Below are 22,867 nucleotides of genomic sequence, written 5' to 3'. Positions count from 1 at the left end.
GGGTCAGGTGGACGGCCGGCTGTGGAGCGTCGAAAGCATGTCCAGGAGGGCGGCTTTGCCCGCTTCGAGGTCGGCGGCCGCGGGTGGGGTGAGGCCGAGTTCGAGTAGCTCGGACAACGCCCCGACGACGGCTTCGGTGGTGGGGAGGTCCGGTTGACCGGATGCGTCACGTCGGTGCGGGAAGGTTTCTCGAAGTGCCGGGGTGAGGGAATCGAGAACGAAGGCCACGGCGTCGCCGTCGATATCCGCGCGGACCGCGCCCGCCTCCTGCATCATGCGCACGAATTCCCGGGTGCCGAAATGCTCGACACGGACCGCCGAGTTGCCGCTCTTGCGCAGGTATTTTCCGAAGACGTCCACGTCGCGGGCGACGATCGCCGCGGCCAGCGGCAGCTCCCGCAATGCTGCGGCCATGGCCCGGTAAACGCTGGCCACGCTCCCGCCGCGTGGATCCGCTCGCAGATGTTCGCTCCACGATTCGGCGTAGCGGTCGAGTTCCCGGCGGGTCACCGCCTCGACGAGCTCGTCCTTGGATTTGAACCGCAGGTAGACCAACCCCCGGTGAAGCCCGACGGTTTCGGCGACATCGCCCATCGTCAGCTTGTTGTACCCGGCTCGCAGCAGCAGCTCCGCCGCGGCGTCGAGGATGGCCTGTTCGCGTTCTCGATCGCCGACCACAGAATTTGACCTTTTGACGAAATTCGATAATTTGTCAAAACCGACTGTACGCGGTGTCTCGAGCTGGCGTCAAGGTCGGCGCATCCGGGAGCCCCGATGCTCTCGAGCCACTGTCGCGCAGTCGTTTCGGTGGGCCGGCCGCCGCCGGGGAACGACGCCGGTCAGGGTGGTGCGTCGCCGAGTTCCCGCTGTTGCACGACGAGATCGTCCAGATCGGTCAGGCGGCGCAATCCGGCCAGCGGCCGGGACATGCGCCGATTACCGGCGAGCGCTTTCTCGTTGCGCCACAGGAAGTACCAGTAGCCGGCGGTGAACGGACAGGCCTGCTCACCGACCCGCCGATCCGGTCGATACCGGCAGTCGCCGCAATAGTCGCTCATGCGGTCGATGTACGCGCCGCCGGAGGTGTAGGGCTTGGTGGCCAGGAGTCCGCCGTCGGCGTGCTGCGACATCCCGAGCACGTTGCCGATCATCACCCATTCGTAACCGTCCACGAAACAGCGGTGGAACCAGTCGGCGACCGCGGCGGGTCGCCAGCCCCGTTGCAGGGCGTAACTCGACAGCACCATCAACCGCGGGATGTGGTGGACCCAGCCGTGCTCACGGACATCGGCCAGAACGTCGCGCAGACACCGAGCCTGCACCGCGTCCGCGTCCAGATCGGTGAACCATCCGGGTAGGGGACGGCGGGCCGCGAACTCGTTGCGATGGCGGTACTGCCGGCCGAAATGCCAGTAGGAATGCCAGATGTAATCCCGCCATCCGATCAGCTGCCGGATATATCCCTCCGCTCCGGCCAGGGGGACGTGCCCGTCGCGGTAGGCATCCTCGGCGGCGTACGCGCACTCCAGTGGGTCCAGCAGACCGAGGTTCATCGGTGCCGAGAGCAGGCTGTGTGCCATCCACGGGTCGCCGGCCAGCATGGCGTCCTCGTACGGTCCGAAATGCGGGAGCCGGTCGTGCAGGAAATGCCGCAGCGCTGTCAGTGCCTCGGCGCGCGTGACCGCGAATTCCCGTGGACCGTCGTTCCCGACGAACGAGACGGTGCCGTCGCGTTCCCAGCGGTCCAGGTCCGCGCGCACCTGTTCGTCGATTTCGTCCTCGGCCGGCCACCACGGCTGTGGGACGCCGAGCCGGATCGACTTCGGTGGCGGCTCGCGGTTCTCGGTGTCGAGGTTCCAGCGTGAACCGGCGGGTTGCGCGCCGTCCATCAGCAGTTCGAACCGGCGCCGCGCGTCGCGGTAGAAATCCTCCAGCAGTAGACCCGATCGTGGGCGCGCCCAGTCTTCGAAGGTGGTCCGGTCGGTGGCGAAACCACGGGCGGGCAGGACCTCGACGTCCGGCAGTGTCCGCACGAATCGGTCGGCTGCCCACGATGTGGGTTGGCATACGGTGAGCCGGTCGCGCACCTGGTCGAGAGCTTCGCGGTAGGTATGGGCCCGGAGAAAGAGCGCCTGCTCGCCGAGTTCGGCGGCACGGTGACGCAGCGCCGACAGCACCAGATGCGCCTTGCGGCGATGGAAACGTCGGCGCCCGAAGACGGCACGGGATTCGATGAGCAGGACCGGCTGGTCGGCGGTATCGAGGAAATGCGGGCCCAATTGGTCGGCGAAACACCATCGCCGCGTTGCCTCACCCGTCATCTGTTGTTCCCCGCTGACTTCCGGTGGCAGTGCGAGTGGGCTGATTCGGGCACGACCGAGGCTAACCGGCTTGCGCGGCGACCCGCGCGCACCACGCCGGGAACGGCCGGCTGTGCACCAGGATCGCCGAACCGAGTGCACCGGCCGTCGGCGATCCCGGGCGGGTTGGTCGGCGCGATCGGGTGAGGTGGCGCAGCTGTATCGGTGAACGACACCTCGGTGGTGGTTCTCGGACCGGAGGGCAACCATGCCGATAGTTCGCATCGCGGGCTCTAGAGTATGACCTATGCCGTATATGATGCCGGGTCGGCAACCGGTGGTCCCGCCGGAGTGTGTTTCCTGGTGGGGCCGATGAGCAGAATCGGACATCTGCTACCCGAAGCCAGGAATCGGCTGCAGGATGTGGTGCTGAACCTGGGTGCACAGGTCATGCGCAAGAACAAGGCTCTTGCGAGCGTCGTCATGCAGGTGCAGAAGATCAAGAAGTCCGATACGTTTCACGGCTCGGTCGTTCCCGAGACTCTCCGATACGCGCCGGACGGGCGTTTGCTGACCTCTATGGAGCGACCTACCCTTGTCTTGGTTTCGGCGCAGCCCGGAGCAGGCAAGACCACGGCGGTGCACGAAATTCTCGAATCCTTCGCTGATCGCGGTGGGGCGGCGCGGGTGGCCGGAGACGCCTACCGGAAGTATCACTCGGATTACGAGAGGGTGCTCGCCGAGAATGCCGTCACCACTGGTCGCCCTTTCCTGCCGGACACTTTCGTGCTCCGCTCGATGGCACTGGATCACGCGATCGGGAACCGGTTCAACATCGCGTACGAGAGCGCCGGAGGGATGAGCGCACGCGGCGAACTGGATATGGCGAAGAAGGCTCTCGCCGAGGACTATCGAGGCGAATTCGTCGGAATCGCGGTGCCCGACGAGGAAAGTGCCCTGTCGAGTATCGTCCGCTGCGTCGACCAATGGCTCGAGGCCGGTTCCGGGCGATACGTGGATCCTGATGTCCAGAAGAGCGCTTCGGTAAAGGTATCGGAATTCATTCGTACACTGGAGTCGGATGCCCCGGTGGTACCGGTGGACCGCATCACGATTCGTTCGCGGACCGATGTGCTGTACGTGAACGAGAGGCTCGCCACCGGAGAGTGGGCTAAGCAGGACCCGGAGGGTGCCTGGACCGCCTACGAGGCAGAGCGTAATCGCCCCCCTTCCGCGGAGGAGAAATTCGCCTTCGTCGAGCGAGCGGAACAAACCCGCCGAACACTCGAATCCGAGATCGAGTCGACCGCTTCGCACTCTCCGGCCAAGGCCGCACAATTGCAGTCGTTGCTGGATGACCTCGACCGAGTCGTCGAGCAAGCGCAACCATGGCTGACACGAACCGAGTGAGCGATCCGGCGCCTGAGACCGGGCACAGGCAGGGAGATGGTGGACGTATGATTCCCGAAGAGGACAAAAGCCTGTATTACGAGTGCGCAGTCGAAATCGCGACGAGTCTCATGGCGCAGTGCAGTGCCGTCCAATCGGTCGCCGAGTACGTCGGTGACAGCGCGGTTCGCCAGCAGATGAAATATTTGCGTCGGGGCTACCTCGCTGAGCTGTCCCGCTTGGAACCGGCGGACACGGCGGCTGTTCGTCGGAAGATCCGCGCCTGGGGTACGACGCTCACTCGTAAGGTGGAGGCGCCTCGGGAACATATTCCTCCGCGTCACAGTCCAGCGGCCTATCGCCTGGAGCGCGAGGATCATTCGAGAATTTTCCGTGAGTCGATCGCGGTGGAAACTCTCGCGACCCTTCCGCGGAGCGCGCAGCCGGTAGCAGTGATCGTGGCAGGTCCGCCGGGCAGCGGTAAGACCACCGTGCGACAGAATCTGCTGGCCGGATGGACAGAAGAGACGCCCGCTGTCATCGACCCGGAACTGTATCTGGCATACCATCCCCATCAGTGGGATCTGATCCTCGCCGATGACGCGGCGATCCGGGAAGTGCTGATGGCCGACGCGTTGGGCTGGGTGGCGATGGCGCTCGATGCCGCACTTTCCGGCCGTCACGCTGTCCTGCTGGAAGTCGATGCGGAATCGCCCGATCCGACCGCCGGATTCGCGAAGATATTCGATGACTGCGGTTATCTGGTTCGCATCGAGTTCGTCACTGCACCCGAAGCGGAGCGGTCCCTACATCTCGGAGCGAGGTACCGAGCCCGTCACGGGAACTGGGGCGCGCTCGCGGTGTAGTGCGGCCGCAGCGGGCGCGATCGACCGCCCCGCCGCGGCCGCCCGCGGCCGCCTGGCCGCGGGCTATCAGTGTGCGGGGTCCTGTTTGATGGCCGAGACCTCGAATTCCAGCACGACCTTGTCGGCGACCAGTACGCCGCCCGTCTCCAGTGCGGCGTTCCAGGTGATCCCGAAATCCTTGCGATTGATGGTGGCCGAACCCTCGAAGCCGACCCGGGTGTTGCCGAACGGGTCGTCGGCCTGGCCCTCGAACGTGAAGGGGACCGTGACCGGCCGGGTGATGCCCTTGATGGTGAGGTCACCGGTGACATCGAAGGTGTCCGGGCCGGTCGGGGTGATCGCGGTCGAGCGGAAGGTGATCTCGGGGTGTTCGTCGAGCCCGAGGAAGTCGAGGCTGCGCAGATGCTTGTCGCGATCGGCGTTGCGGGTGTCGATACTGCCCGCCTGGATGGTCACCTCGCCGGAGGAGTTGGCGGGGTTCTCGGCGTCGAAGTGGGCGCTACCGGTGAAGTCGTTGAACGCTCCGCGCACCTTGGTCACCATCGCGTGCCTGGTGACGAAACCCACCCGGGTGTGTGCCGGGTCGAGTACGTAGGTCCCGCTCAGTTCTTTCACGTTCGTCGCGGTCGTCATCACGTTCCTCCGATGTCGGTAGTTGATGTGTCACCTAGATGGTGCGCCCATGTTGGTGATATGTCAACTAATGCGCTAGCCTGGTGTTATGACCGAGACGCGATGGCTCGACGAGCGGGAGCGACACGCTTGGCGGGGATATCTGCGGATGCACACCCAGCTGGTCGCCCACCTGCACCGGCAACTGCAGAACGACTCCGGGCTTTCGCTGTCCGATTTCGACGTGCTGGTCCAGCTCACCGATCGGCCCGAACCCCGCATGCGGGTGGGCGAGCTGGGGCAGGCGCTGCAGTGGGAGAAGAGCCGGCTGTCCCACCATCTCGGACGAATGCAGCGCCGCGGACTGGTCCTGCGCGAGGACTGCCCCGACGATGCCCGCGGGGCGTTCATCGTGCTGACCGGGCAGGGGCGCGACGCTATCGAGCAGGCGGCACCCCGACATGTCGAAACCGTGCGTGAACTGGTATTCGACGCGCTCACCGAAGATCAGGTCGACGCGCTGGCATCGATTGCCGACCGGATCCTCGAGAAACTGGACGAATCGGACCGCGGATCGGCCTGAGCCGGGGAACGGCTCGGGAGCTCGTGACGACGCGCCGCAACGGGCTGGGTCCCGGGTCTGTGCGTCGGCCGTTCAGCCGAGCAGTGGAGCCGCCGGACCGTCGGCGAGCGCGGCTACCTTCGCCCGAGCCCGAGTCGTTCGTCTCGGGCATCGGCCAGGCCTCGTCGTCGAGGCCGAACTCTCCAGAGAATCCGGCATCGGCGTAGTCGCTTGCCGCCGGCCACTATTCGAATCGCTTCATCCTCCCCGCTGTCGCTCCGGATGGTGATCCTGGACGGTCGGCCACCGCGGAACCGGTGCCGGCGCGGTCCGGGATGCGGCAACCGAGCCCGCGCGTACAGCGCGGAGGGCTTGACTGTGCCGCTGCGGCACGCTGTTGGCTGGTTGTCGGGTCCCGCACGAAGGAGGAGAGCCACATGATCGGAAACTCCGGCGTGGTGCGAAGTCTCGCGGTGACGGCGGTGATCGGCCTCGCCGCTGCGCTCGTCACGGGGTGCGCGGTGGAAGGGGCCGTCCCGCCGCTCGGATGGGGAGCGTGTCCCGAGGAAGTGACGGCCGAGGCCGTACCGTCCCGGCTGGACTGCTCCACCGTGCCGGTGCCGGTGGATTATTCCGATCCCGGAAGCGGCGAGATCGACATCATGATCTCTCGGTTGTCCGCCCCGGACCCGGCGAAGCGGCGCGGGGTCCTGCTGCTCAATCCGGGTGGTCCGGGTGGGTCCGGGCTGGCGTTTCCCGCGTTTCTGGTCGCGCGCGGATTGCCCATCGAAGTGACGGACAGTTACGACGTGATCGGTATGGACACCAGAGGGATAGGGCATTCGGCTCCGGTGAACTGTGGATTCACCGGAGCGGGAGCTTATGTCGGCAATATTCCGCCGTACGCGGTCGACGACGCGGCCGTGACCGAGCGGGCGACTGTCGTGCAAGGGGTGGCGCAGCAGTGCGGGCGCAACGATACCGACGACCGTCTGCGTCACGTGACCACGGCCAATACAGCTCGCGACCTGGACCGGATCCGTGCCGCGCTCGGGGAGGAGAAAGCCAGTTTCCTCGGGTTCTCCTACGGCACCGCGCTGGGCGCCGCCTATGCCTCCCTGTTCCCGGACCGGGCCGACCGGATAGTGCTCGACAGCAATATCGGTGATACCCATCTGGATTCCGACGGAATGCGCCGCTACGCCCTGGGTATGGAGCAGACATTTCCCGATTTCGCGGCCTGGGCAGCGGCGCGACACGTCACGTACGGCCTCGGCCGCACGCCGGAAGAGGTGCGTGCCACATACTTCGAGCTCGCCGGACGGCTCGACGCCCAGCCGGTGGAGGGTATCGACGGTGGTGGCTTCCGGGCGAGCGTGTTCGCGTTCCTGTTCTCCGAGTCGCGGTACGCCGTGCTGGCCGAATTGTGGCGGGCCGTACGCACCGGCGGCCGGCTGCCGGATCTCGGTGCGGAACCGGATCTGTCTTCGTTCGACAATTCGTGGACGGTGTTCCTGGCCGTCACCTGCAACGATGTCCAGTGGCCCGAGGACGTGGGGTATTACCGGCGCGCGGTGGCCGCGGACCGCGAACGGTATCCGCTCTACGGTGCGGCCGCCGCGAACATCACGCCGTGCGCCTTCTGGCCGCACGAACCCGCCGAGGCGCCGGTCGAGATCGACGCCGACGGACCGGCCGATGTCCTGCTCGTCCAGCACAGGCGAGATGTTCCCACCCCGTATCACGGCGGTGAGCTGCTGCGCGAGAAATTCGGCGATCGCGCACGTCTGGTGAGCGTCGACGGGAGCGGTCACGGCGTGTACGTCCTGGGCGGCAATGCCTGCGCGCGCGATATCACCACCGATTATCTGGTCGACGGCGCCATGCCCGAGAACGATATGTCCTGCGGCCCGTCCTGACGACGGCATCGAGACATGCCTGGGGCGGGACGGCGACCCCGACGGGACATCCGGCACATATTGCGGGCATTCGGCCGGGCGCCGGGTTCCGGGCCCCGATCGATCGGCCCGGTCGGTACGTGCCGGATATTCGGATCGCTGCGATCCGAAAGCCGGGCCGGATCGCGGTCTTCCCGGGAGAAGCCGCCGCGAGCTGGCAGAACTCCGCGCTGCGGGTGGCGGTCACCGGGGCGCGGGGAGCAGCGGGCGCGCGTCGGCCGCCCGGATTATTACTTGATAGTTGTTAACCTTTCGTCGTCGGTTCGAGCCGAAGGGCCGGCCACCTGCTAGCGAAGGGAACCTGCACGATGACCACAATGTGTCGGGTCACCCCGTCCGAGATGCCGCTGCCCGAAGGATCCGCCCATGACGCTGCCCGACTCTTCGACTACGACCGAGGAGCAGGTGGCAGCGGTGGAACGGGTGCAGGTCGCGCTCATCCAGGTGGCACGGCAGTTCCGGATGATGGACCGGGCGGGTATCAACCAGTCGGCGCGCAGCGCACTCGCGGCGATCGTGAAATTCGGTCCGCTGTCGATGTCGGAACTCGCGGCACACGAGGGTGTGGATCCGGCCAGCGTATCGCGAACGGTACGCAAGCTCGAGGAGTCCGGGGAGGTGCTGCGCCGCACCTCGGACGCGGACGCCCGCGTCAACCTGATCGAAGTGACCGAATCCGGCCGCGAACTGTTCCTGCGCAGTCGCCGACAGCTCACCGAGATCGTTCTGGACCGGATCTCCACGCTCACACCGGAACAGATCGCCACGATCGTCGCGCTCGGCGACGGGCTGGAACTGCTGGTGTCGGCAACCGGCCCGCGCTCGTCCTGACGACTCGGCGCGGTTGCCGGAGCATTCCGGCGTGCGCAGCCCGCGCACACATCACCGACTGACCTCCGCGCGGCCGGGACCGGCCCCGCACACAATTCACCCTGCTCCGCCGGGCACGCATCCGCGTGGCCGGCCGATCGAACGGATTCTCATGACCGTCCTGAGTGCAGAGCCCGCGGCCGAACGGGCGGGTCGGACACCCGCGATCCGCCGACCGACCACGGCCTCGCGCGCCACCTCGCTGCTCGGGGTGATCGCTCCGCCGCTGACGCTGATCATTCTGCTGGCGGTGGGGTGGAATGTCATGGCCGCGCGGATGAACAGCCCGCTGGTGCCGACGCTCGGCTCGATCGCCGACGAACTGGTCGGGCTGTGGAGCAGTGGCTCGCTGTGGGCGAATCTCCAGGTGACGTTGACCCGGGTACTGCTGGGATTCGCGGCGGCCTTCGTCGTTGCCGTGGTACTCGGAATCGCCATGGGGCGCAACAAGTATGTGCAGCGCTTCTTCGAGCCCGCGGTACTGCTGGGGTTGGTGACGCCCGGACTGGTGAAAGCGCTGCTGTGTGTCATCTGGTTCGGCATCAGCATGGCCAATCCGATCCTGGCCGTGGCCCTGGCGGCCGCGCCCGCCCTCATCGTCAACATCACCCAGGGCGTACGCGATGTGGACCCGCAGCTGCTCGAGATGGCCCATGTGTACCGGTTCGGCGCGTGGACCCGGCTGCGGCGGATCTGGTTGCCCGCGCTGGCGCCCTCGCTGTTCACCGGTGCGCGGCTGGGCATCGCCATGGCGTGGAAGGTGATCGTGCTGGTCGAGATCTTCGGGATGGCCAGCGGGGTCGGATATCAACTCAACCTGGAGTTCTCCAATCACAACGTGGCGGGCGTGCTCGCCTGGACGATCGCCTTCGCACTGGTCATGACGACCATCGAATACGGCGTGCTCCAGACATCGGAACGGCGGGTCGCCCGCTGGCGTAAGGAGTCCACGGTATGAGTACCGGAATCGAACTGCGCGGCATCGCGAAATCCTTTGTGAGCAAGAAGAACGGCACCGTCCAGACGGTTTTCGAGGACTTCTCGCTCGATGTGGCACCGGGTGAGCTCGTAGCACTCGTGGGAGCGTCGGGGACCGGCAAGACGACCCTGCTGCACCTGGTGGCCGGACTCGAGACCGCGGATTCAGGTGTCATCCGGGTCGGCGCGCCCGCGACGCCGGCCCGGGTGGGAATGGTCTTCCAGCAGCCCCGGTTGCTGGACTGGATCAGCGTGGCCGACAACATCGAGATCGCCGCGAAATCGGCCGGGCGCGACGTATCCGCTGTCGCGGAACTCATCGACGCGGTCGGTTTGCGCGAGTACGCCGACGCATATCCTTCGGTGCTGTCCGGCGGGCAGCGCCAGCGCGCGGCGGTGGCACGGGCGTTCGCGGTCGACCCGGACATCGTCCTGTTCGACGAACCGTTCAGCGCTCTGGACGAACTCACCGGCCGCAAGCTGCGGTTGCTGTTGCAGACCCTGCTGGTCGAGCGTTCGGTCACCGGCCTGCTGGTCACCCACAACGCACTCGAAGCGGCCTTCCTGTCCGACCGGGTCGTCGTACTCGCCGACCGCCCGGCCCGGATCGTGCAGGACATCCGCGTCTCGCTCACCCGGCCACGATCCACCGAGGACGCCACCCTGTTCGACCTGCATCGCGACATCATCGCGCATATCGCGTGATACCGAAGCGCCTGATACCGAACCGATCCAGAAACGGAGACCTCGTGTCCGCAACACGTGGCAACATATTCACTCGCGAAGCGGCGCTGGGCCCCGCCGTCTCCCGCCGCCGGGCTCTCCGGGCCGGCGCCGCACTCGTCGGCGGACTGGGCCTCGGTGCGTTGCTCGTCGCCTGTGGCGACAACGACACCGCACCGGCGGTCGACGCGAACGGAAATCCACTGCGGCCGATCAAGGTCGGCGCCGTCCAACCCGGTACCGCGGGGTCGGTGATCGATCCGATCACCGACCAGTTCGGACTCGAAGCGAAACACGGGCTGGACCTGGTCCGCGACGGTGGCGGTGGTGTCGGTACCGGACAGGAGAACCTGCTGACCGGCCTGCTCGACACCTTCGCCTTCGGACCGCTCGGCGCCACCGACGCCAATATCTCCGGACACGATGTGGTGATCGTGGGACCGCAGCTGTGGAACCACGGACGGTGGCTCGTTCCCGCGGACAGCGATATCACCTCGGTGCAGGACCTACGGGGCAAGCGGATCGGTGTCCAACCGGCGAGTTCGGATACCTACAAGGCGGCCGCACTGGGCCTGGCGGTCAACGGAATCGACTTCGAACGCGAGTTCCAGATCTTCCCCGGCCAGCCGATCGCCAACCTCGCACTGTACGAGCGCGGTGACCTCGACGCGATCATCGCTATCGAGCCCAACGCCACCCGCCTGGTCGCGCAGGGCAACCGGCAGGTCGCGACCGTTTCGCAGCTGTGGCAGCAGGGGACCGGCGACCCGAATCCGTTGTTCCTCAACGGGGCGGCGTTCAACCGCCCGTGGTTGGAACGTCACCGTGATACCGCGGCCCGGTTCGTCGCACTGCGCTCGGAAGCCAACGCGCTCATCACCGCGGACCCCGCCCTGCTCGGCACGCATTACGAAGCATTCGGGATACCGGCCGACGAGGAGGCCGCCATCGATCTGCTGCCGGAGCGGCTGCGCGATATCTATCCCTCGGCGTGGGACAAGAGCCTGTTCGCGAATATGGACAAGCAGATCCGGGTCGCCCTCGATATCGGCCTGCTGTCGCGTACCGCGGAGCGGCCGGTCTACGAAAGCCTGAGTTGAACGGTCCGGCGGCCGCGCAGCCGCCGCGATACCCACGAACGGCCCTGCTGGCCTGCTGTGCGAGCCTGTTCCTGTCCTCGCTCGACACCTCCGCGCTGGTGGTCGCGCTGCCCGCACTCCAGGCGGATCTCGGGCTGGATGTGGCCGGATTGCAGTGGGTCGTGGTGGCCAATGCGCTGGCGCGCGGCAGCACCTTGTTCCTCGCGGGTTCCCTCGCCGACCGCTTCGGCCCGCGGCGGGTCTTCCGGACCGGGGTCGTTCTCTTCGGCGCCGCCTCGCTGTTGTGCTTCGTCTCGTCCGGTTTCGCAGAGCTGATCGTCTGGCGGGTCGCGCAGGGGATCGGCGGATCGTTGATGACCCCCGCCTCGATCTCGCTGCTCACCGGGGTATTCCAGAATCCGGTCACGCGCAGCCGGGCACTGGGCACCTGGAGCGCTACCGCCGGAGTATCGACAGCGCTCGGGCCGGTGATCGGCGGGCTGCTCGTCGCAGTGGTCGGCTGGCGCAGCGTCTTTCTCATCTGCCTGCCGTTCGCGGCGCTCGTCGTGATCGCCCTGCGGTGGGTGCCGGAATCCCCGGTGCCGCGGCTCCGGCGGCGGATCGACCCGGCCGGTCATCTCTCCATCGCCGCCACATTGTTCCTGCTCACCTTCGCCCTGTCCGGCGGGGCGCGCGAAGGTTGGCTCTCGGCGACGACATTGCTCGCGCTCTGCGCGGCCGCGGTGTCGGTGGCGATCGTGGTCCGGGTGGAGGGGCGGGCTGTCGATCCGGTCCTGGATCTGCGGGTATTCCGCCGGCCGCAGCTGCGCGGGGCCGTGCTGACGGCCGGGTTCTCCTATTTCTGCCTCACCGGAATGAACTTCGTCAATACCCTCTATCTCCAGCAGGTGCGCGGATACTCGCCGTGGGAGGCGGGGCTCATGGCCTTACCGCTCACCGCCGGCACTCTCGTCGCCGCGCAGGTCTCCGGGCGGTTGCTCGGCCGGTACGGTCCGCGAAAACCCGTTCTGCTCGCTTTCCTCTTCCTGATCACCGCTATGGCGGCGCTCGCGTCCATGGCGTCGACGACCTCGCCGATCGGCTGGATATTGGTGGCCTTCGCGCTCCTCGGTATCGGGATGGGCATGGCCAATCCACCGGCGACCTCCTCGGCCGTGGCGGCGCTACCTCGCGAACGTGCCGGTTCGGCCAGCGCTATCACCAGTACCTCGCGGCAGGTCGGGATGAATCTGGGGACCGCCGTGCTCGGCGCGATCACCGTCTCCGTCGCGGGATTCCTGGCGCGGCCGGGCCAGGTCTCCGCCCACGATTTCACCTCCGGAATGCGAATCGCGTACGCGGCCACCGCAGCCGCGGCCGTCCTCGCGCTCCTTGCCGCGAATCGCTGGTTCCCGGCGGCCCCCGACTCGACCCCGTCCGAGGTCGACGACACCCTAGGAAAGGAACGCTCCGATGAGCACCGACGAAACGAAAACGCCCCTGCCGAAGATCACCAGCGTCCGGACCGGAGCGATCTTCACGCTCCCGTACCTGGTCGGGCTGGAGAAGGGCTACTTTCTCGACGAGGGCGTTGATCTCGAGCTCGTGGCGCCCGGCGCCTACAACGTCAGCGTGAAACCGATCGAGGACCACCACCTGGTGAGCTCGTTCGGCGGGATCTCCCGCGGTTTCGAGGACGGTGAGGTGTCGATGTATCGCGCGTGCGAATGGGGACAGGTTCGGCGGGCACAGGATTCGGGTCGCGGCGGCCGGATCGTGACCCAGCGCGCCGCGATCGCCAGCCAGGCGATCTTCGTCCGCCCAGACTCCGATGTGTTGCACCCGCAGGGCCTGCGCAACAAGCAGGTGGCGGTCAACTTCCACCACGGCTCGCACTACCTCGCGATCCAGACCCTCGAGGGGTTCGTCGAGCCCGACGAACTGAAAGTCGTGCACGTCGGGGGTCCGGCGGACCGGTTCGCGGCGCTGCGCGACGGTACCGTCGAAGCGGTGGCGCTGATGGAGCCCTACATCAGCCTCGCGCTGAAGCAGGGGTACCGGTTGATCGCGGAGGCGTTCTACACCGGAGCCGAGATCGCCGACGAGAAGGTCGATCCCGAGGTCTACGCGGCAATCGACCGCGGGGTGCGCCGGGCGGTCGCCGATATCAACGCCGATGTCACGCCGTACCTGCACTACTTCACCGAGGAGATCCCGGCGGAGCTGGGCACCCTGGACGAGTCGGATATCAGCCCCTGGCGACTGCGTTTCGCGGATCCGCAGCCCTACGCCCCTGAACAGTTCGACCAGACCTATCGCTGGCTGCTCAAGTGGGGACTGATCGAATCGGGATCCGATTTCAAGAAACTGGTCGACAACCGGGCACTGTCGCTCTGAGTGGTTGTCCGGGGTGGTGTACCGCCCGGTGCACCGCCCCGGGGCGGACCGATCACATCGGCCGCCGTACCGCGAAGAGAGAGCGCCCGGTGTGGTGGCCGTCGAATCAGCCGGCTGTCGCGGAGCCGAGTCGCTGGAGCGACCACGGTGTCGCGTCGACCGGGGTGCCCGCGACCGCTCGCTGGGCCCGGTCGGTCTTGGCGCCGGGCGGGAGTAGGGGATCGGTGGCGAGAATGACGCGGCCCTCGTCGTTGACGAGGACCACGGCCGGGCCCGATTCCCGGAACCAGGGGAGCAGGATCTCCTGCATGGCGCCTACCGGGACATCGGCACCCGCGATTCCGAGGAACTGTCCCGGCGCGGTCCGTACCGGGACAGCGAAGGTGCATACGTATTGGTCGGTGCAGGCGAAATCGATATAGGGACCGTGTGCCCAGCGCTGTCCCCGGTCGCGCGGGATCACATACCAATCCATTTGGGTGTAGTCGTAGAAGTACTCGCTCTGCGGATTGAGTTCCGGGGTGAGGCGCTGGAGACCGCGTACGGGGTCGGTGTGCCACCATTCCAGGAACCGGGCCCGGTCGGCGAGAACACCGTCGGCCATCACGACGCCCGCTCCGTCGAACAGTGCTCCGCGCCGTTCGAGCTCGTGGACGATGGGCTCACGCAACGCTGCGAGATCGGTGGATCGCGGGGGTGGCGGCGATTTCCTGCGGTCCTCCCACAGGGCGAGCAGCGCCGCGCTGATGGTTGTCAGCGATAGATAGACCTGGTCGGCCAGCTCGGTGACGACGGCGGCGAGCGATTCGATGGTCGAAGGTGTGTTGTTGTCCGTCATCGGTCAGTGAGCTCCAAGCGTAGGACGACGAGCCGACGGAAACGCGATTCACTGTGCGATTCTGCCAGCTCCCGCGCCCGTCCATCATCCTCCTGTTCGATGGCGTCCACGAGAGCGCGGTGGGCGGATGCCTCGGCCACCGGGTCCAGTTCCAGTCGCGGTAGCCAGAACAGGCCGGAGAGTTCGGCCTGCAACTGGACCTGGGCGCGGGTCAATCTGGTGGACTGGGCGCAGACCGCCAACTCGATATTGAACCGGCTGTCGGCCCGCCGGGCGGCCACCGGTTCGTCACCGGCCATCAGCCGGTCGGTCAAGGTGCGGAGCCGGGCGATATCGGCCCGGCCGGCCCGGCGCGCGGCGAATACTGCCGTCGCCCCGGTGACGGCGAACTGCTCGTCCCCGAGATCGCGGAGTTCGGCGAGGCTGAGCTGCTGTAGCCGGGTGAGCGAGGTGTGTTCCAGGGCGGTCGCGGAGGAGCAGATGAAGCTTCCACCGCCGCGCCCGCGGGTGGTGCGGACGATTCCCTGTTGCCGCAGCACCGCCAGCGCTTCCCGCAACGTTATCGTCGATACCCCCAGCTGGGCGGCCAGGTCGGACTCGCTCGGCAGCTGCTGGCCGTCGACCATTACGCCGAGGCTTATCGCGGCGGACAGCCGGGTGACCACGGCCTCGGTTTTGGGACCGCTGCCCGCCAGCGGTGACAGCACGGCGCTCAGTGCGGTCAAGCCGGCGCTTTCCTGCTGGGACAACAAGGCTCCTCGAGTGGCCGGTATCCGGTCCGATTCTAGGTCGGGAACCTTGAAATATGAACTTTGGAGATAAAGGCGCGCGCCGTGGCAGGCCCTCCGCGCCGCGTCCCGTTGACGGGATATTAACGCAGTAGTCCCACGAAGCCATTGAACTATGAAATCAAAGGTATTATCTTCGATGGCGGATGTCACTCCGGCACCTTCGCGGGAAGTCACGATCGGGAAGGAACGCGTCCTATGCAGGACAAGTCGGTTCACGAGGGCACACGGCTCGTGCGCGTTCGCCGCACCGTTTCGGCGCCCCCTATGGCCATGGCCCCACCCGGCCGAGCTCGTCCGATCGAGCACGATGCCCGGTCGAGGGCGGTGGAGCCGCGGCGACAAGGTCTCGACGATGGCTGATCTGTGCCAGACGGAAGTCGACGGCCTGCGGGCCAGATGGCGCATGCTCCGCAATCACGTGATCGCCATCGTCGTCGTCGAAAACGCCGTCGACTCCTCCGCGGTGCTCTGCTTCGAAACCGGCGGCTATCCCGACCTCGTGCGGGCACGAGAGCTCCATCCGGAGCTGGCGAGTCTCTGGGATGCGGTGCGGCACGAATTCTGGGAACAGCTCATTCCGCCGCGGCCGTCGTTCGCGGACGCGCCGGCCCTGGCCTGACCGGGCTGCGCGGTGGCGGCGCACGGGCGCCGGGCTATGCGAGCGCGACCGGCAAGGTGGCGTACCCGTGCAGGAAATTCGAATACAACGGCCGCGGGGCCGCGGTCGCCTCGAGGGTCCGGGTGGTCCGACGCAGTTCGTCGAGCACCACGGCGATCTCCAAACGTGCCAGCGGAGCGCCGATACAGAAATGCGGACCGTAGCCGAAGGCCAGATGCGGGTTGGGCCGGCGATCGAAGCGCACCACATCCGGATCGTCGAACCGTTTCCCGTCCCGGTTCGCGGAGATGTTCCACATCGTGACGATGTCTCCCGCAGCCATGTGCACACCGTCGATATCGACGTCGGTGTTCGCGACTCGGCCGAAGTGCATGGTGGGAGCGAAACACCGGATGATCTCTTCGACGGCGGTACCGAGATCCTCGGCCGCACCGAATCGCTGCCACAGAGCCGGGTCCTGCGCGAACGCGTGGACCGCGTTGATCATGGTCAGCCGGGCCGTCTCGTCACCGCCCAGAATGATGCTGTAGCAGTTGGTGACGATCTGATCGTCGGTCAGCGGCGCATCCTCGAATTCCGCCTCGATCAAACGGGTGATCAGTCCGTCGGCCGGATATCGCCGCTGGACCTGGACCTGGTCGAGCAGACACAGCAGTATCTCCTGGCGCGCGGCCGTCGCCGCGACAGTGGACTGCTCGGCATCGTCGGAGCTGAGCGCCTCCTTCGCCGACGAGACCAGCAGATCGTGTTCACTGTCCGGAATCCCCAGCAGATCGCAGATCGTCCAGATGGGGATACAGGATGCGATCTCCGCCGCGAAGTCGAACTCACCCGAACCCACCCGCCCGGCCAGTAGCCGCGCGGTGCGTTCGCGAATTCGAGTTGTCAGCGAATGCACCGCTTCCCGGGTGAGCGCCGGAGTCATCAGCCGGCGCATTCTGTCGTGCCGGGGCGGGTCGGTCACTGCCAGCATTCTGCCCGCGGCATTGTCGCGGCCGGCGAGCAGCGTGAGCAGGACATTGCCGCGTTGCGAGGTGAACCGTTTGCTGTCGCGATAGATCCGCACAGCCGGCTCGTGCGCGCAGACGACCCAGAACCCGGGACGGTCGGTGGAGCCCTCGTGCCGGAAAATGGGCGTCCGCTGCCGGCGGTCGCGCCAGAATTCCGGCATATCTGCCCGCATATGCGTCGCCGGCTCGGTGAGATCCCAGGACCGGGTATCGGCCGGACGCCCCGGCGGGAGAGTGATGGTCATCTACCGCTCACCGGTTCCGGGTCCGGAAGCGACAGCAGCGCGGCCAACTGTGCGGGCGACGGCGCGTCGAGCAGCATTCGCATCGTCATCTCCACACCGAGTGTCTGGCGAATGCTCCGGGTGAGTCTCGCCGCTTCCATGGATTCGCCGCCGAGATCGAAGAAACTGTCTGCCGGGTGGTATTCGGGCAGGGCCAGGATTTCGGCGAAGAGCGCACAGAGCGCTCGTTCGCCCGGAGTCGCCGGCTCCGGCGCCGGGCCGGTCGGCCTAGGGCTGCGGACCGACTCCGCTACGGCGGCGAAGTCGGTCTTCCCGTGCGGTGTCCGCGGCATCTCGCCGACGAGTTCGACCCGGTCCGGCACGAGATAACCGGGTAGCTGTTCGACGAGGAATCCGCGCACCTCGCCCGCGGTGATCCCGCCGTCGACCACGACAGCGCAGACGAGCTGGGTATCGGTCGAAACGACCGCTGACTGCCGGACGCCGGGCAGGCGCAATGCGGTGGTCTCGATATCGGCCGGCTCGATGCGGCGGCCACGCAGTTTGATACGCCGGTCCAGCCGCCCGAGGAATTCGAGCTGGCCGTCGGGCATTTCCCGGACCAGATCCCCGGAGCGGTAGAACCGCTCGCCGGTCGCCGGATCCGCGACGAACGCTTCGGCGGTCTCCTGCGGCATTCCGAGGTAGCCACGCGCCACGCCGAGTCCGCCGATCCACAGTTCCCCCGCCGTGCCGGGTGCTACCGGGGCACCGTCCTCGCCGACGATCCGCACTGTGGTGCCCGCAATGGCGTGCCCGATCGGAATTGCCGGTCCGCCGAGCGGCTCGCTGATGGTGGCGCATACGGTGGTTTCGGTGGGCCCGTACGAGTTGACGAGGCGGTGCCGGACCGTCCATTCGTCGACCACCGCGGGATTGGCCGCTTCCCCCGCAACGATCAGGCTGAGCCCCGCGGGCATCCGATGCTCGGGAATCGCCGCGAGCACCGACGGCACCATGATGGCGTGGGTGATCCGCTGCGCGACGATCGTCTCGGCGATCGCGATACCGTCGGTGAGCTGGTCGTGCCCCGCGAAGACCGCTGTGGCGCCCGCGCCGAGCGCCGAGGTGATCTCGGCGATCGAGGCATCGAAGGACGCGGGCGCGAACTGCAGCATGCGAGAGCCCGGCCCCAGTTCCAGGGCCGCGGCGGTGGCATCGGCCATGGCCGGAATGCCGCGATGCGGGACCGCCACACCTTTCGGCGTGCCGGAGGAACCGGAAGTGAAGATGACATAGGCCAGACTGTCCGGTTCGACGGCCGGATACGCCGGACGGTTCGGTACCGCGTCTCCCGGCGACGGAATGGTGATCGTGACGACGCCGTCGGGAAACTCGGGTTTCGTGACGTCCGGGTCCAGCAGGGCCACCCGGACCGGGCAGACTCCGAGGACGGCCGCAGTCCGTTCGCGAGGCTGGTCCGCCGCCAGTGGCACGTATACCGCGCCGAGCCGCCAGATCGCCAGCATTGCCGCGGTGGTGTGGGGAGTGCGCCGCGGTGGTGTCACCACGACGATCGAATCCGATTCGGCGACACCGGATTCGATCAATTCCAGACATATCCGGTCGATCCAGATATCGAGTTGTCCGTAAGTCGATATCGATCGGCTATCTTTCAGCGCGACTTCGTTCGCAATACCGGGAATTCGTTCTTCCAACCGTTGCAACCAGGCCCGATTCGGCGGTTGGAGCGGCACCTCATCAGGCGTTTGCACGACGGTGACTGTAATTGAGCGGATCGACGGGCGTGTTACATGATCACCAACAATGGGAACAGTCCGAGGTTGCTCTTTCGGATTTCATCCCCCGGTCAGGAAGTCGACGATCACCCGATTGACCTCCTCCGGTCGCTCCAGATGGCCCAGATGTCCGCACTCGTCGATTTCGACGTAGCGGGCCCCGGGAATCGCCGCCGCAACTTCACGGCAATACGCCGGTGGTGCCAGCTGATCGTCGGAGAATCCGATCACAAGACCGGGCCGGGTAATTCGTGCGTAATCGGCGAGCCGGTCGGGGGAGTGGTCGATGCCGAGCTGCGCCCGGACACCGGGAGGCATGGCTGTGGACGCGGCGAACTCGAACATGTCGAGCCATTGCCGAGCCCGCTCGGGGTCGGCCAAGGTGCGCGGCGACAGATGCAGTGCCGCCTCGGCGGCCGCGCTGTACTGGGCCGGGAGCCGAATGCCCTCGTCGTGGAGCGCGGCCCGGCCGGCCGTGATCGCGAGCAACATCGGATGCGGCCGGCCGGCCGTCGCCAGCAGCACCGCTCGGTCGACGAGGTCCGGATGGGCGAGGGTCAGTTCCTGCGCTACCAGTGCGCCCAGTGAGGTGCCGACGACGTGTGCGGGCGCGCCCAGGTGCTCGATCAACCCGGCGGTATCGGCCACCAGATCCGTGAGCGTGATCCCCTCGGGGCTCTGCGTCGACGGAGCGATTCCTCGATTGTCGAATGTCGCGACACGGAAACCGGCGCCTACCAGGGCGGGTACCTGATAGGTCCGCCAAACCCGGCCCGGATTGCCGCTGCCCATGATCAGCAGCACCAGCGGCCCGTCTCCGGCCTCCTGGTAATTCAACTGGATACCGTTGATCAGCGCTGTCGACATCGTGTTCAGGTCTTCCGCCCGGTTCGTACCCTCGACCTGCCGCCGAGCCGTTCACGCAGAAGTTAGCAGTGGCCGCACCGCGAGGCCACACCGCGTCCCCGCAGTGGTGGCGACGTAGTCGGCCGATAGCGCCGGCTGTGGCCCGTGGTTGTCGATGCCGTACCCCGGGCCCGGCGGGCGGGCGTGGTCGGCGGTTCCCGGCTTCGACAGCCGCCGCGAAGCGTACGACCGCCGCTGCGGTGGCGTCCGCCGAGGACGACCCCGGCCAGGTCCGTCTCGCGATACGCGCGCTAATCCTGCTGCGCACCAACTCAATTCACGAGTCAGGTTCCCATGATCGGGAAGATCGGCGGTGCTTCGGGGGACGTGGCGTCGGGTTTACTTGCAGAGCCCGGTCCTCGCTGCATTGGAGCATCTACGTGGGGTCAGATTCTTCGGTGACCACCCGATACGGTGGCATTCGGCCGGGTTTCACCGAGCTCACGCGCGGTACCGGTGAATTGCTGGTGGTCGCGGTCGATTTCGACCTCACCTCCCGTGACGAAGCCGGGTTTCGCGATCTCGCGCAGTTGCTGCCGGCGGCGGTGACGGTCTGGCTCACCGCGCAGCCCCCCGCGACCGTGACAGCGACAGTGTCGGGTGAAGCGTATGCGGTGTGGTGGGCGGACCGGCTCGCGGCGGCGGGTGCGGATGTCGGTGCGATACTCGGCTACTGCGCCGGCGGTGTGTTCGCCTCCGCCCTGGCCGATGAGGTGGCCCGCCGGCAGGGCCACCGACCCGCCACCGTGCTGCTGAACCCCGGTCGTCCCACCAGCGGGTCGGTGCTCCGCGATATCCGGAACTCGCTGTCCGCGCTCACCTCGCTCACGGTGGCCGAGCGAGACGACCTCATCGACCAGGCGGACGTCCTGCTGCGGCAGTGGCCACAGGATGTCGCGGGCACTCTCGATCGCGTCCTGACCCTCTACCGGGAGGCCGCGTACACAGCCTTCGAACGAGTGGGTATCGCACCGGATGTCGGTGCCGAGCTGATCGATGTGTTCGCCTCGTACACCGCCTACCTACGGGCGGCGTCGGCTCTGGCCGCCCGCCCGCAGTGGTCGGCGGCGACCACCCTGAGTTCCGTGGACGACGACGCAGACCCGGACTTCACGGCGCATCGGGTGCCCACCGCGGTCCCCCGTCGTGATCTGCTGCGGTCACCGGAGATCGCACACCTGGTCACGACCGCGATACGGCCGGGAAGGAAGAGCTGATGACCACCGGTACGGCCACTCTCGCGGAGATGTTCAGCGCACAGGTGCGCCGTATCGGTACAGCCGCGGCGGTGGTCCACCCCCGAGGCCGACTCAGTTATCGGCAGCTCGACGCCGCCGCCACCCGGCAGGCCGCGGCGCTGCACCGCCGCGGTGTGCGCCGCGGTCACCTCGTCGCGGTATACCTGGACAACTCGGTCGATCTCGTCGTTGCCCTGCTCGCCGTCCTCAAGAGCGGGGCGTGTTATCTGCCGTTGGCGGTTACCGACCCGGCGGCGCGTACCGAGATGCTCGTGCGGGCAGCCGAACCGGAACTCGTCCTGGCGCCGGCGGACAGTGCGCAGTGGCTGACCGGACTGGCTCCCGTCGTGACACCGGGCGCACTGGCGCGGGACGAATTCTTCGGCATCCGTGGCCCGGGCCCGGGGCCCCACGATGCCGCTTATGTCATCCACACGTCCGGGTCCACCGGAAGCCCCAAGGGGGTCGTCGTCGAGCACGGTGCTCTCGCGGCGTATCTCCGCTGGGCGGTGCGGTGGTACCCGGGGCTCGCGGGATCGGTGCGTGTGCACGCGTCGCCGGCGTTCGATATGGCGGTGACCGGTCTGTTCGGCCCGTTGGCCGCGGGCGGAACGCTGGACCTCGGGCCGCTCGACGACCCGGCACGATCCCATGACAGGCCGACACTGCTCAAAGTCACTCCCGCGCATCTGCCGCTGCTCCGCTCCGCCTTCTCGCATTGCGCGCCCACCGTGGACCTCGTCGTGGGCGGCGAAGCCCTCAACGGCGCCATGCTCACCGACTGGCGCCGCGACAATCCGGACATCGCTGTCGTCAACGAATACGGCCCCACCGAGGCAACGGTGGGCTGCTGCGCCCATCGAGTGGCGCCGGGCGCGACGCTCGGTCCGGGACCCGTACCCATCGGCCGGGCCACACCGGGGACCCGGCTGTACGTCCTCGACTCCGGGCTCGGGCAAACTGCGGCGGGCGAGCTGTACATCGCCGGGCGGCAACTCGCGCGTGGTTACCTGAACAAGCCGGGACTCACGGCCGCCGCCTTCGTGGCCGACCCGTTCGGACCGCCCGGTGCCCGGATGTATCGCACCGGGGATCGTGTCCGGCACCGCGACGAGGATCTGCTCGAGTTCGCCGGCCGGGCCGACGACCAGTTGTCCGTCAACGGATTCCGGGTCGAACCCGCGGAAGTCGCCGATTTGCTGACGCAAGCACCCGGGGTCGATCGAGCCGCGGTGGTGGCTCTCGGATCACCGGGTGTCGGGCTCGCCGCCTATGTGACACCCGCGCCGGACACCGCGCCGGCGCCCGCGGCACTGCGGGAGTATCTCGCCGAGCGGCTGCCGGGATACCTCGTTCCGAAGACCATTGTGCTGCTGGAGACATTTCCACTCACCTCGAACGGCAAGCTCGACCTCGCCGCGCTGCCCGAGCCGCGGGAAGGTCCCGTGGCGGAACCGCGTCGGCCGGTCGGGCCGCGGACGCCGACCGAGCGTGTGGTCTGTGAGCTGATGGCCGAGCTGCTCGAACTCGAACAGGTCGGTATCGATGACGATTTCTTCGCCCTCGGCGGGTCCAGTCTGGCCGCCGCGCGCCTGGTGACCCGGGCCCGTCGTAACGGTGTGGATTTCACCCTCACCGAAGTGCTCGGCCACCGCACGGTGCGCAGACTGCTGGCTCCCGCCCGGCCGGATACTGACGAGGAGTGACG

Annotated in this window: 20 protein-coding genes; 12 read left to right on the top strand and 8 right to left on the bottom strand. The window is 67.2% G+C overall.

From position 1 onward, the window contains the following. Window positions 1–3 precede the first annotated feature (3 nt). A complete protein-coding gene (locus tag ACWCPQ_RS05700; RefSeq protein ID WP_449895168.1) occupies window positions 4–678 on the bottom strand; it encodes a TetR/AcrR family transcriptional regulator in 675 nt (224 codons plus the stop codon). A gap of 161 nt (window positions 679–839) precedes the next feature. Continuing rightward, a complete protein-coding gene (locus tag ACWCPQ_RS05695) occupies window positions 840–2,321 on the bottom strand; it encodes a cryptochrome/photolyase family protein (protein WP_449895166.1) in 1,482 nt (493 codons plus the stop codon). A 402-nt stretch (window positions 2,322–2,723) separates the two neighbouring features. Here ACWCPQ_RS05695 and ACWCPQ_RS05690 point away from each other — a divergent pair, with 402 nt between their 5' ends. Together ACWCPQ_RS05690 and ACWCPQ_RS05685 are read left to right on the top strand one after the other, a co-directional pair. Beyond that, window positions 2,724–3,710: a zeta toxin family protein gene (locus ACWCPQ_RS05690; protein ID WP_449895163.1), complete on the top strand. Its 987-nt coding sequence runs from the start codon at window positions 2,724–2,726 to the stop codon at window positions 3,708–3,710. Window positions 3,711–3,757: 47 nt separating this feature from the next. Next, window positions 3,758–4,555, top strand: a complete 798-nt coding sequence (locus tag ACWCPQ_RS05685; RefSeq protein ID WP_449895161.1) for a zeta toxin family protein — start codon at window positions 3,758–3,760, stop codon at window positions 4,553–4,555. 66 nt (window positions 4,556–4,621) lie between these two features. Here ACWCPQ_RS05685 and ACWCPQ_RS05680 read toward each other — a convergent pair whose 3' ends face one another. Then, window positions 4,622–5,188: a YceI family protein gene (locus tag ACWCPQ_RS05680; protein ID WP_449895159.1), complete on the bottom strand. Its 567-nt coding sequence runs from the start codon at window positions 5,186–5,188 to the stop codon at window positions 4,622–4,624. Window positions 5,189–5,276: 88 nt separating this feature from the next. Here ACWCPQ_RS05680 and ACWCPQ_RS05675 point away from each other — a divergent pair, with 88 nt between their 5' ends. From ACWCPQ_RS05675 to ACWCPQ_RS05645, 7 genes are all read left to right on the top strand, one after another. Next, window positions 5,277–5,750: a MarR family winged helix-turn-helix transcriptional regulator gene (locus ACWCPQ_RS05675; protein WP_449895157.1), complete on the top strand. Its 474-nt coding sequence runs from the start codon at window positions 5,277–5,279 to the stop codon at window positions 5,748–5,750. Between the two features lie 416 nt (window positions 5,751–6,166). Beyond that, a complete protein-coding gene (locus ACWCPQ_RS05670; RefSeq protein ID WP_449895154.1) occupies window positions 6,167–7,648 on the top strand; it encodes an alpha/beta hydrolase in 1,482 nt (493 codons plus the stop codon). Between the two features lie 405 nt (window positions 7,649–8,053). Then, window positions 8,054–8,518, top strand: coding sequence for a MarR family winged helix-turn-helix transcriptional regulator (locus tag ACWCPQ_RS05665; protein WP_449895152.1), 465 nt, complete (start codon window positions 8,054–8,056; stop codon window positions 8,516–8,518). A gap of 151 nt (window positions 8,519–8,669) precedes the next feature. Next, window positions 8,670–9,515 carry an ABC transporter permease gene (locus tag ACWCPQ_RS05660; protein ID WP_449895150.1) on the top strand — a complete coding sequence of 282 codons (846 nt, stop codon included), beginning with the start codon at window positions 8,670–8,672 and terminating at the stop codon, window positions 9,513–9,515. Then, window positions 9,512–10,240, top strand: coding sequence for an ABC transporter ATP-binding protein (locus ACWCPQ_RS05655; RefSeq protein WP_449895147.1), 729 nt, complete (start codon window positions 9,512–9,514; stop codon window positions 10,238–10,240). Before ACWCPQ_RS05660 ends, ACWCPQ_RS05655 begins: the two co-directional genes overlap by 4 nt. A 44-nt stretch (window positions 10,241–10,284) precedes the next feature. Beyond that, window positions 10,285–11,358: an ABC transporter substrate-binding protein gene (locus ACWCPQ_RS05650; RefSeq protein WP_449895145.1), complete on the top strand. Its 1,074-nt coding sequence runs from the start codon at window positions 10,285–10,287 to the stop codon at window positions 11,356–11,358. Beyond that, window positions 11,355–12,932, top strand: a complete 1,578-nt coding sequence (locus ACWCPQ_RS05645) for an MFS transporter (RefSeq protein WP_449895142.1) — start codon at window positions 11,355–11,357, stop codon at window positions 12,930–12,932. Before ACWCPQ_RS05650 ends, ACWCPQ_RS05645 begins: the two co-directional genes overlap by 4 nt. A 908-nt stretch (window positions 12,933–13,840) precedes the next feature. Here ACWCPQ_RS05645 and ACWCPQ_RS05640 read toward each other — a convergent pair. Together ACWCPQ_RS05640 and ACWCPQ_RS05635 are read right to left on the bottom strand one after the other, a co-directional pair. Beyond that, window positions 13,841–14,572, bottom strand: coding sequence for a cache domain-containing protein (locus ACWCPQ_RS05640; RefSeq protein WP_449895140.1), 732 nt, complete (start codon window positions 14,570–14,572; stop codon window positions 13,841–13,843). Continuing rightward, window positions 14,569–15,321, bottom strand: a complete 753-nt coding sequence (locus ACWCPQ_RS05635) for a FadR/GntR family transcriptional regulator (RefSeq protein WP_449895137.1) — start codon at window positions 15,319–15,321, stop codon at window positions 14,569–14,571. Before ACWCPQ_RS05635 ends, ACWCPQ_RS05640 begins: the two co-directional genes overlap by 4 nt. 394 nt (window positions 15,322–15,715) lie before the next feature. Here ACWCPQ_RS05635 and ACWCPQ_RS05630 point away from each other — a divergent pair, with 394 nt between their 5' ends. Beyond that, the gene (locus ACWCPQ_RS05630) at window positions 15,716–15,982 is read left to right on the top strand and encodes a hypothetical protein (RefSeq protein WP_449895134.1); all 267 of its coding nucleotides are present in this window, start codon (window positions 15,716–15,718) and stop codon (window positions 15,980–15,982) included. 34 nt (window positions 15,983–16,016) lie between these two features. Here the strand turns inward: ACWCPQ_RS05630 and ACWCPQ_RS05625 are convergent, their stop codons facing one another. The 3 genes from ACWCPQ_RS05625 to ACWCPQ_RS05615 all read right to left on the bottom strand — a co-directional run bounded on the left by ACWCPQ_RS05625 (window position 16,017) and on the right by ACWCPQ_RS05615 (window position 19,882). Further along, window positions 16,017–17,237 (bottom strand): cytochrome P450, encoded by a 1,221-nt coding sequence (locus ACWCPQ_RS05625; protein ID WP_449895131.1) that lies wholly within the window; start codon window positions 17,235–17,237, stop codon window positions 16,017–16,019. Continuing rightward, complete coding sequence (locus ACWCPQ_RS05620) at window positions 17,234–18,991, bottom strand: non-ribosomal peptide synthetase (protein ID WP_449895129.1); 1,758 nt, start codon at window positions 18,989–18,991, stop codon at window positions 17,234–17,236. Before ACWCPQ_RS05620 ends, ACWCPQ_RS05625 begins: the two co-directional genes overlap by 4 nt. Window positions 18,992–19,075: 84 nt before the next feature. After that, complete coding sequence (locus tag ACWCPQ_RS05615) at window positions 19,076–19,882, bottom strand: alpha/beta fold hydrolase (RefSeq protein ID WP_449895127.1); 807 nt, start codon at window positions 19,880–19,882, stop codon at window positions 19,076–19,078. Between the two features lie 437 nt (window positions 19,883–20,319). Between ACWCPQ_RS05615 and ACWCPQ_RS05610 the strand changes: the two genes are divergently transcribed. Together ACWCPQ_RS05610 and ACWCPQ_RS05605 are read left to right on the top strand one after the other, a co-directional pair. Next, a complete protein-coding gene (locus ACWCPQ_RS05610) occupies window positions 20,320–21,138 on the top strand; it encodes a hypothetical protein (RefSeq protein WP_449895124.1) in 819 nt (272 codons plus the stop codon). Then, the gene (locus tag ACWCPQ_RS05605) at window positions 21,138–22,865 is read left to right on the top strand and encodes a non-ribosomal peptide synthetase (protein ID WP_449895122.1); all 1,728 of its coding nucleotides are present in this window, start codon (window positions 21,138–21,140) and stop codon (window positions 22,863–22,865) included. Before ACWCPQ_RS05610 ends, ACWCPQ_RS05605 begins: the two co-directional genes overlap by 1 nt. Window positions 22,866–22,867 lie beyond the last annotated feature (2 nt).

Source organism: Nocardia sp. NPDC001965 (assembly GCF_053594175.1).
This window is presented reverse-complemented; position numbering and strand designations above follow the sequence as displayed.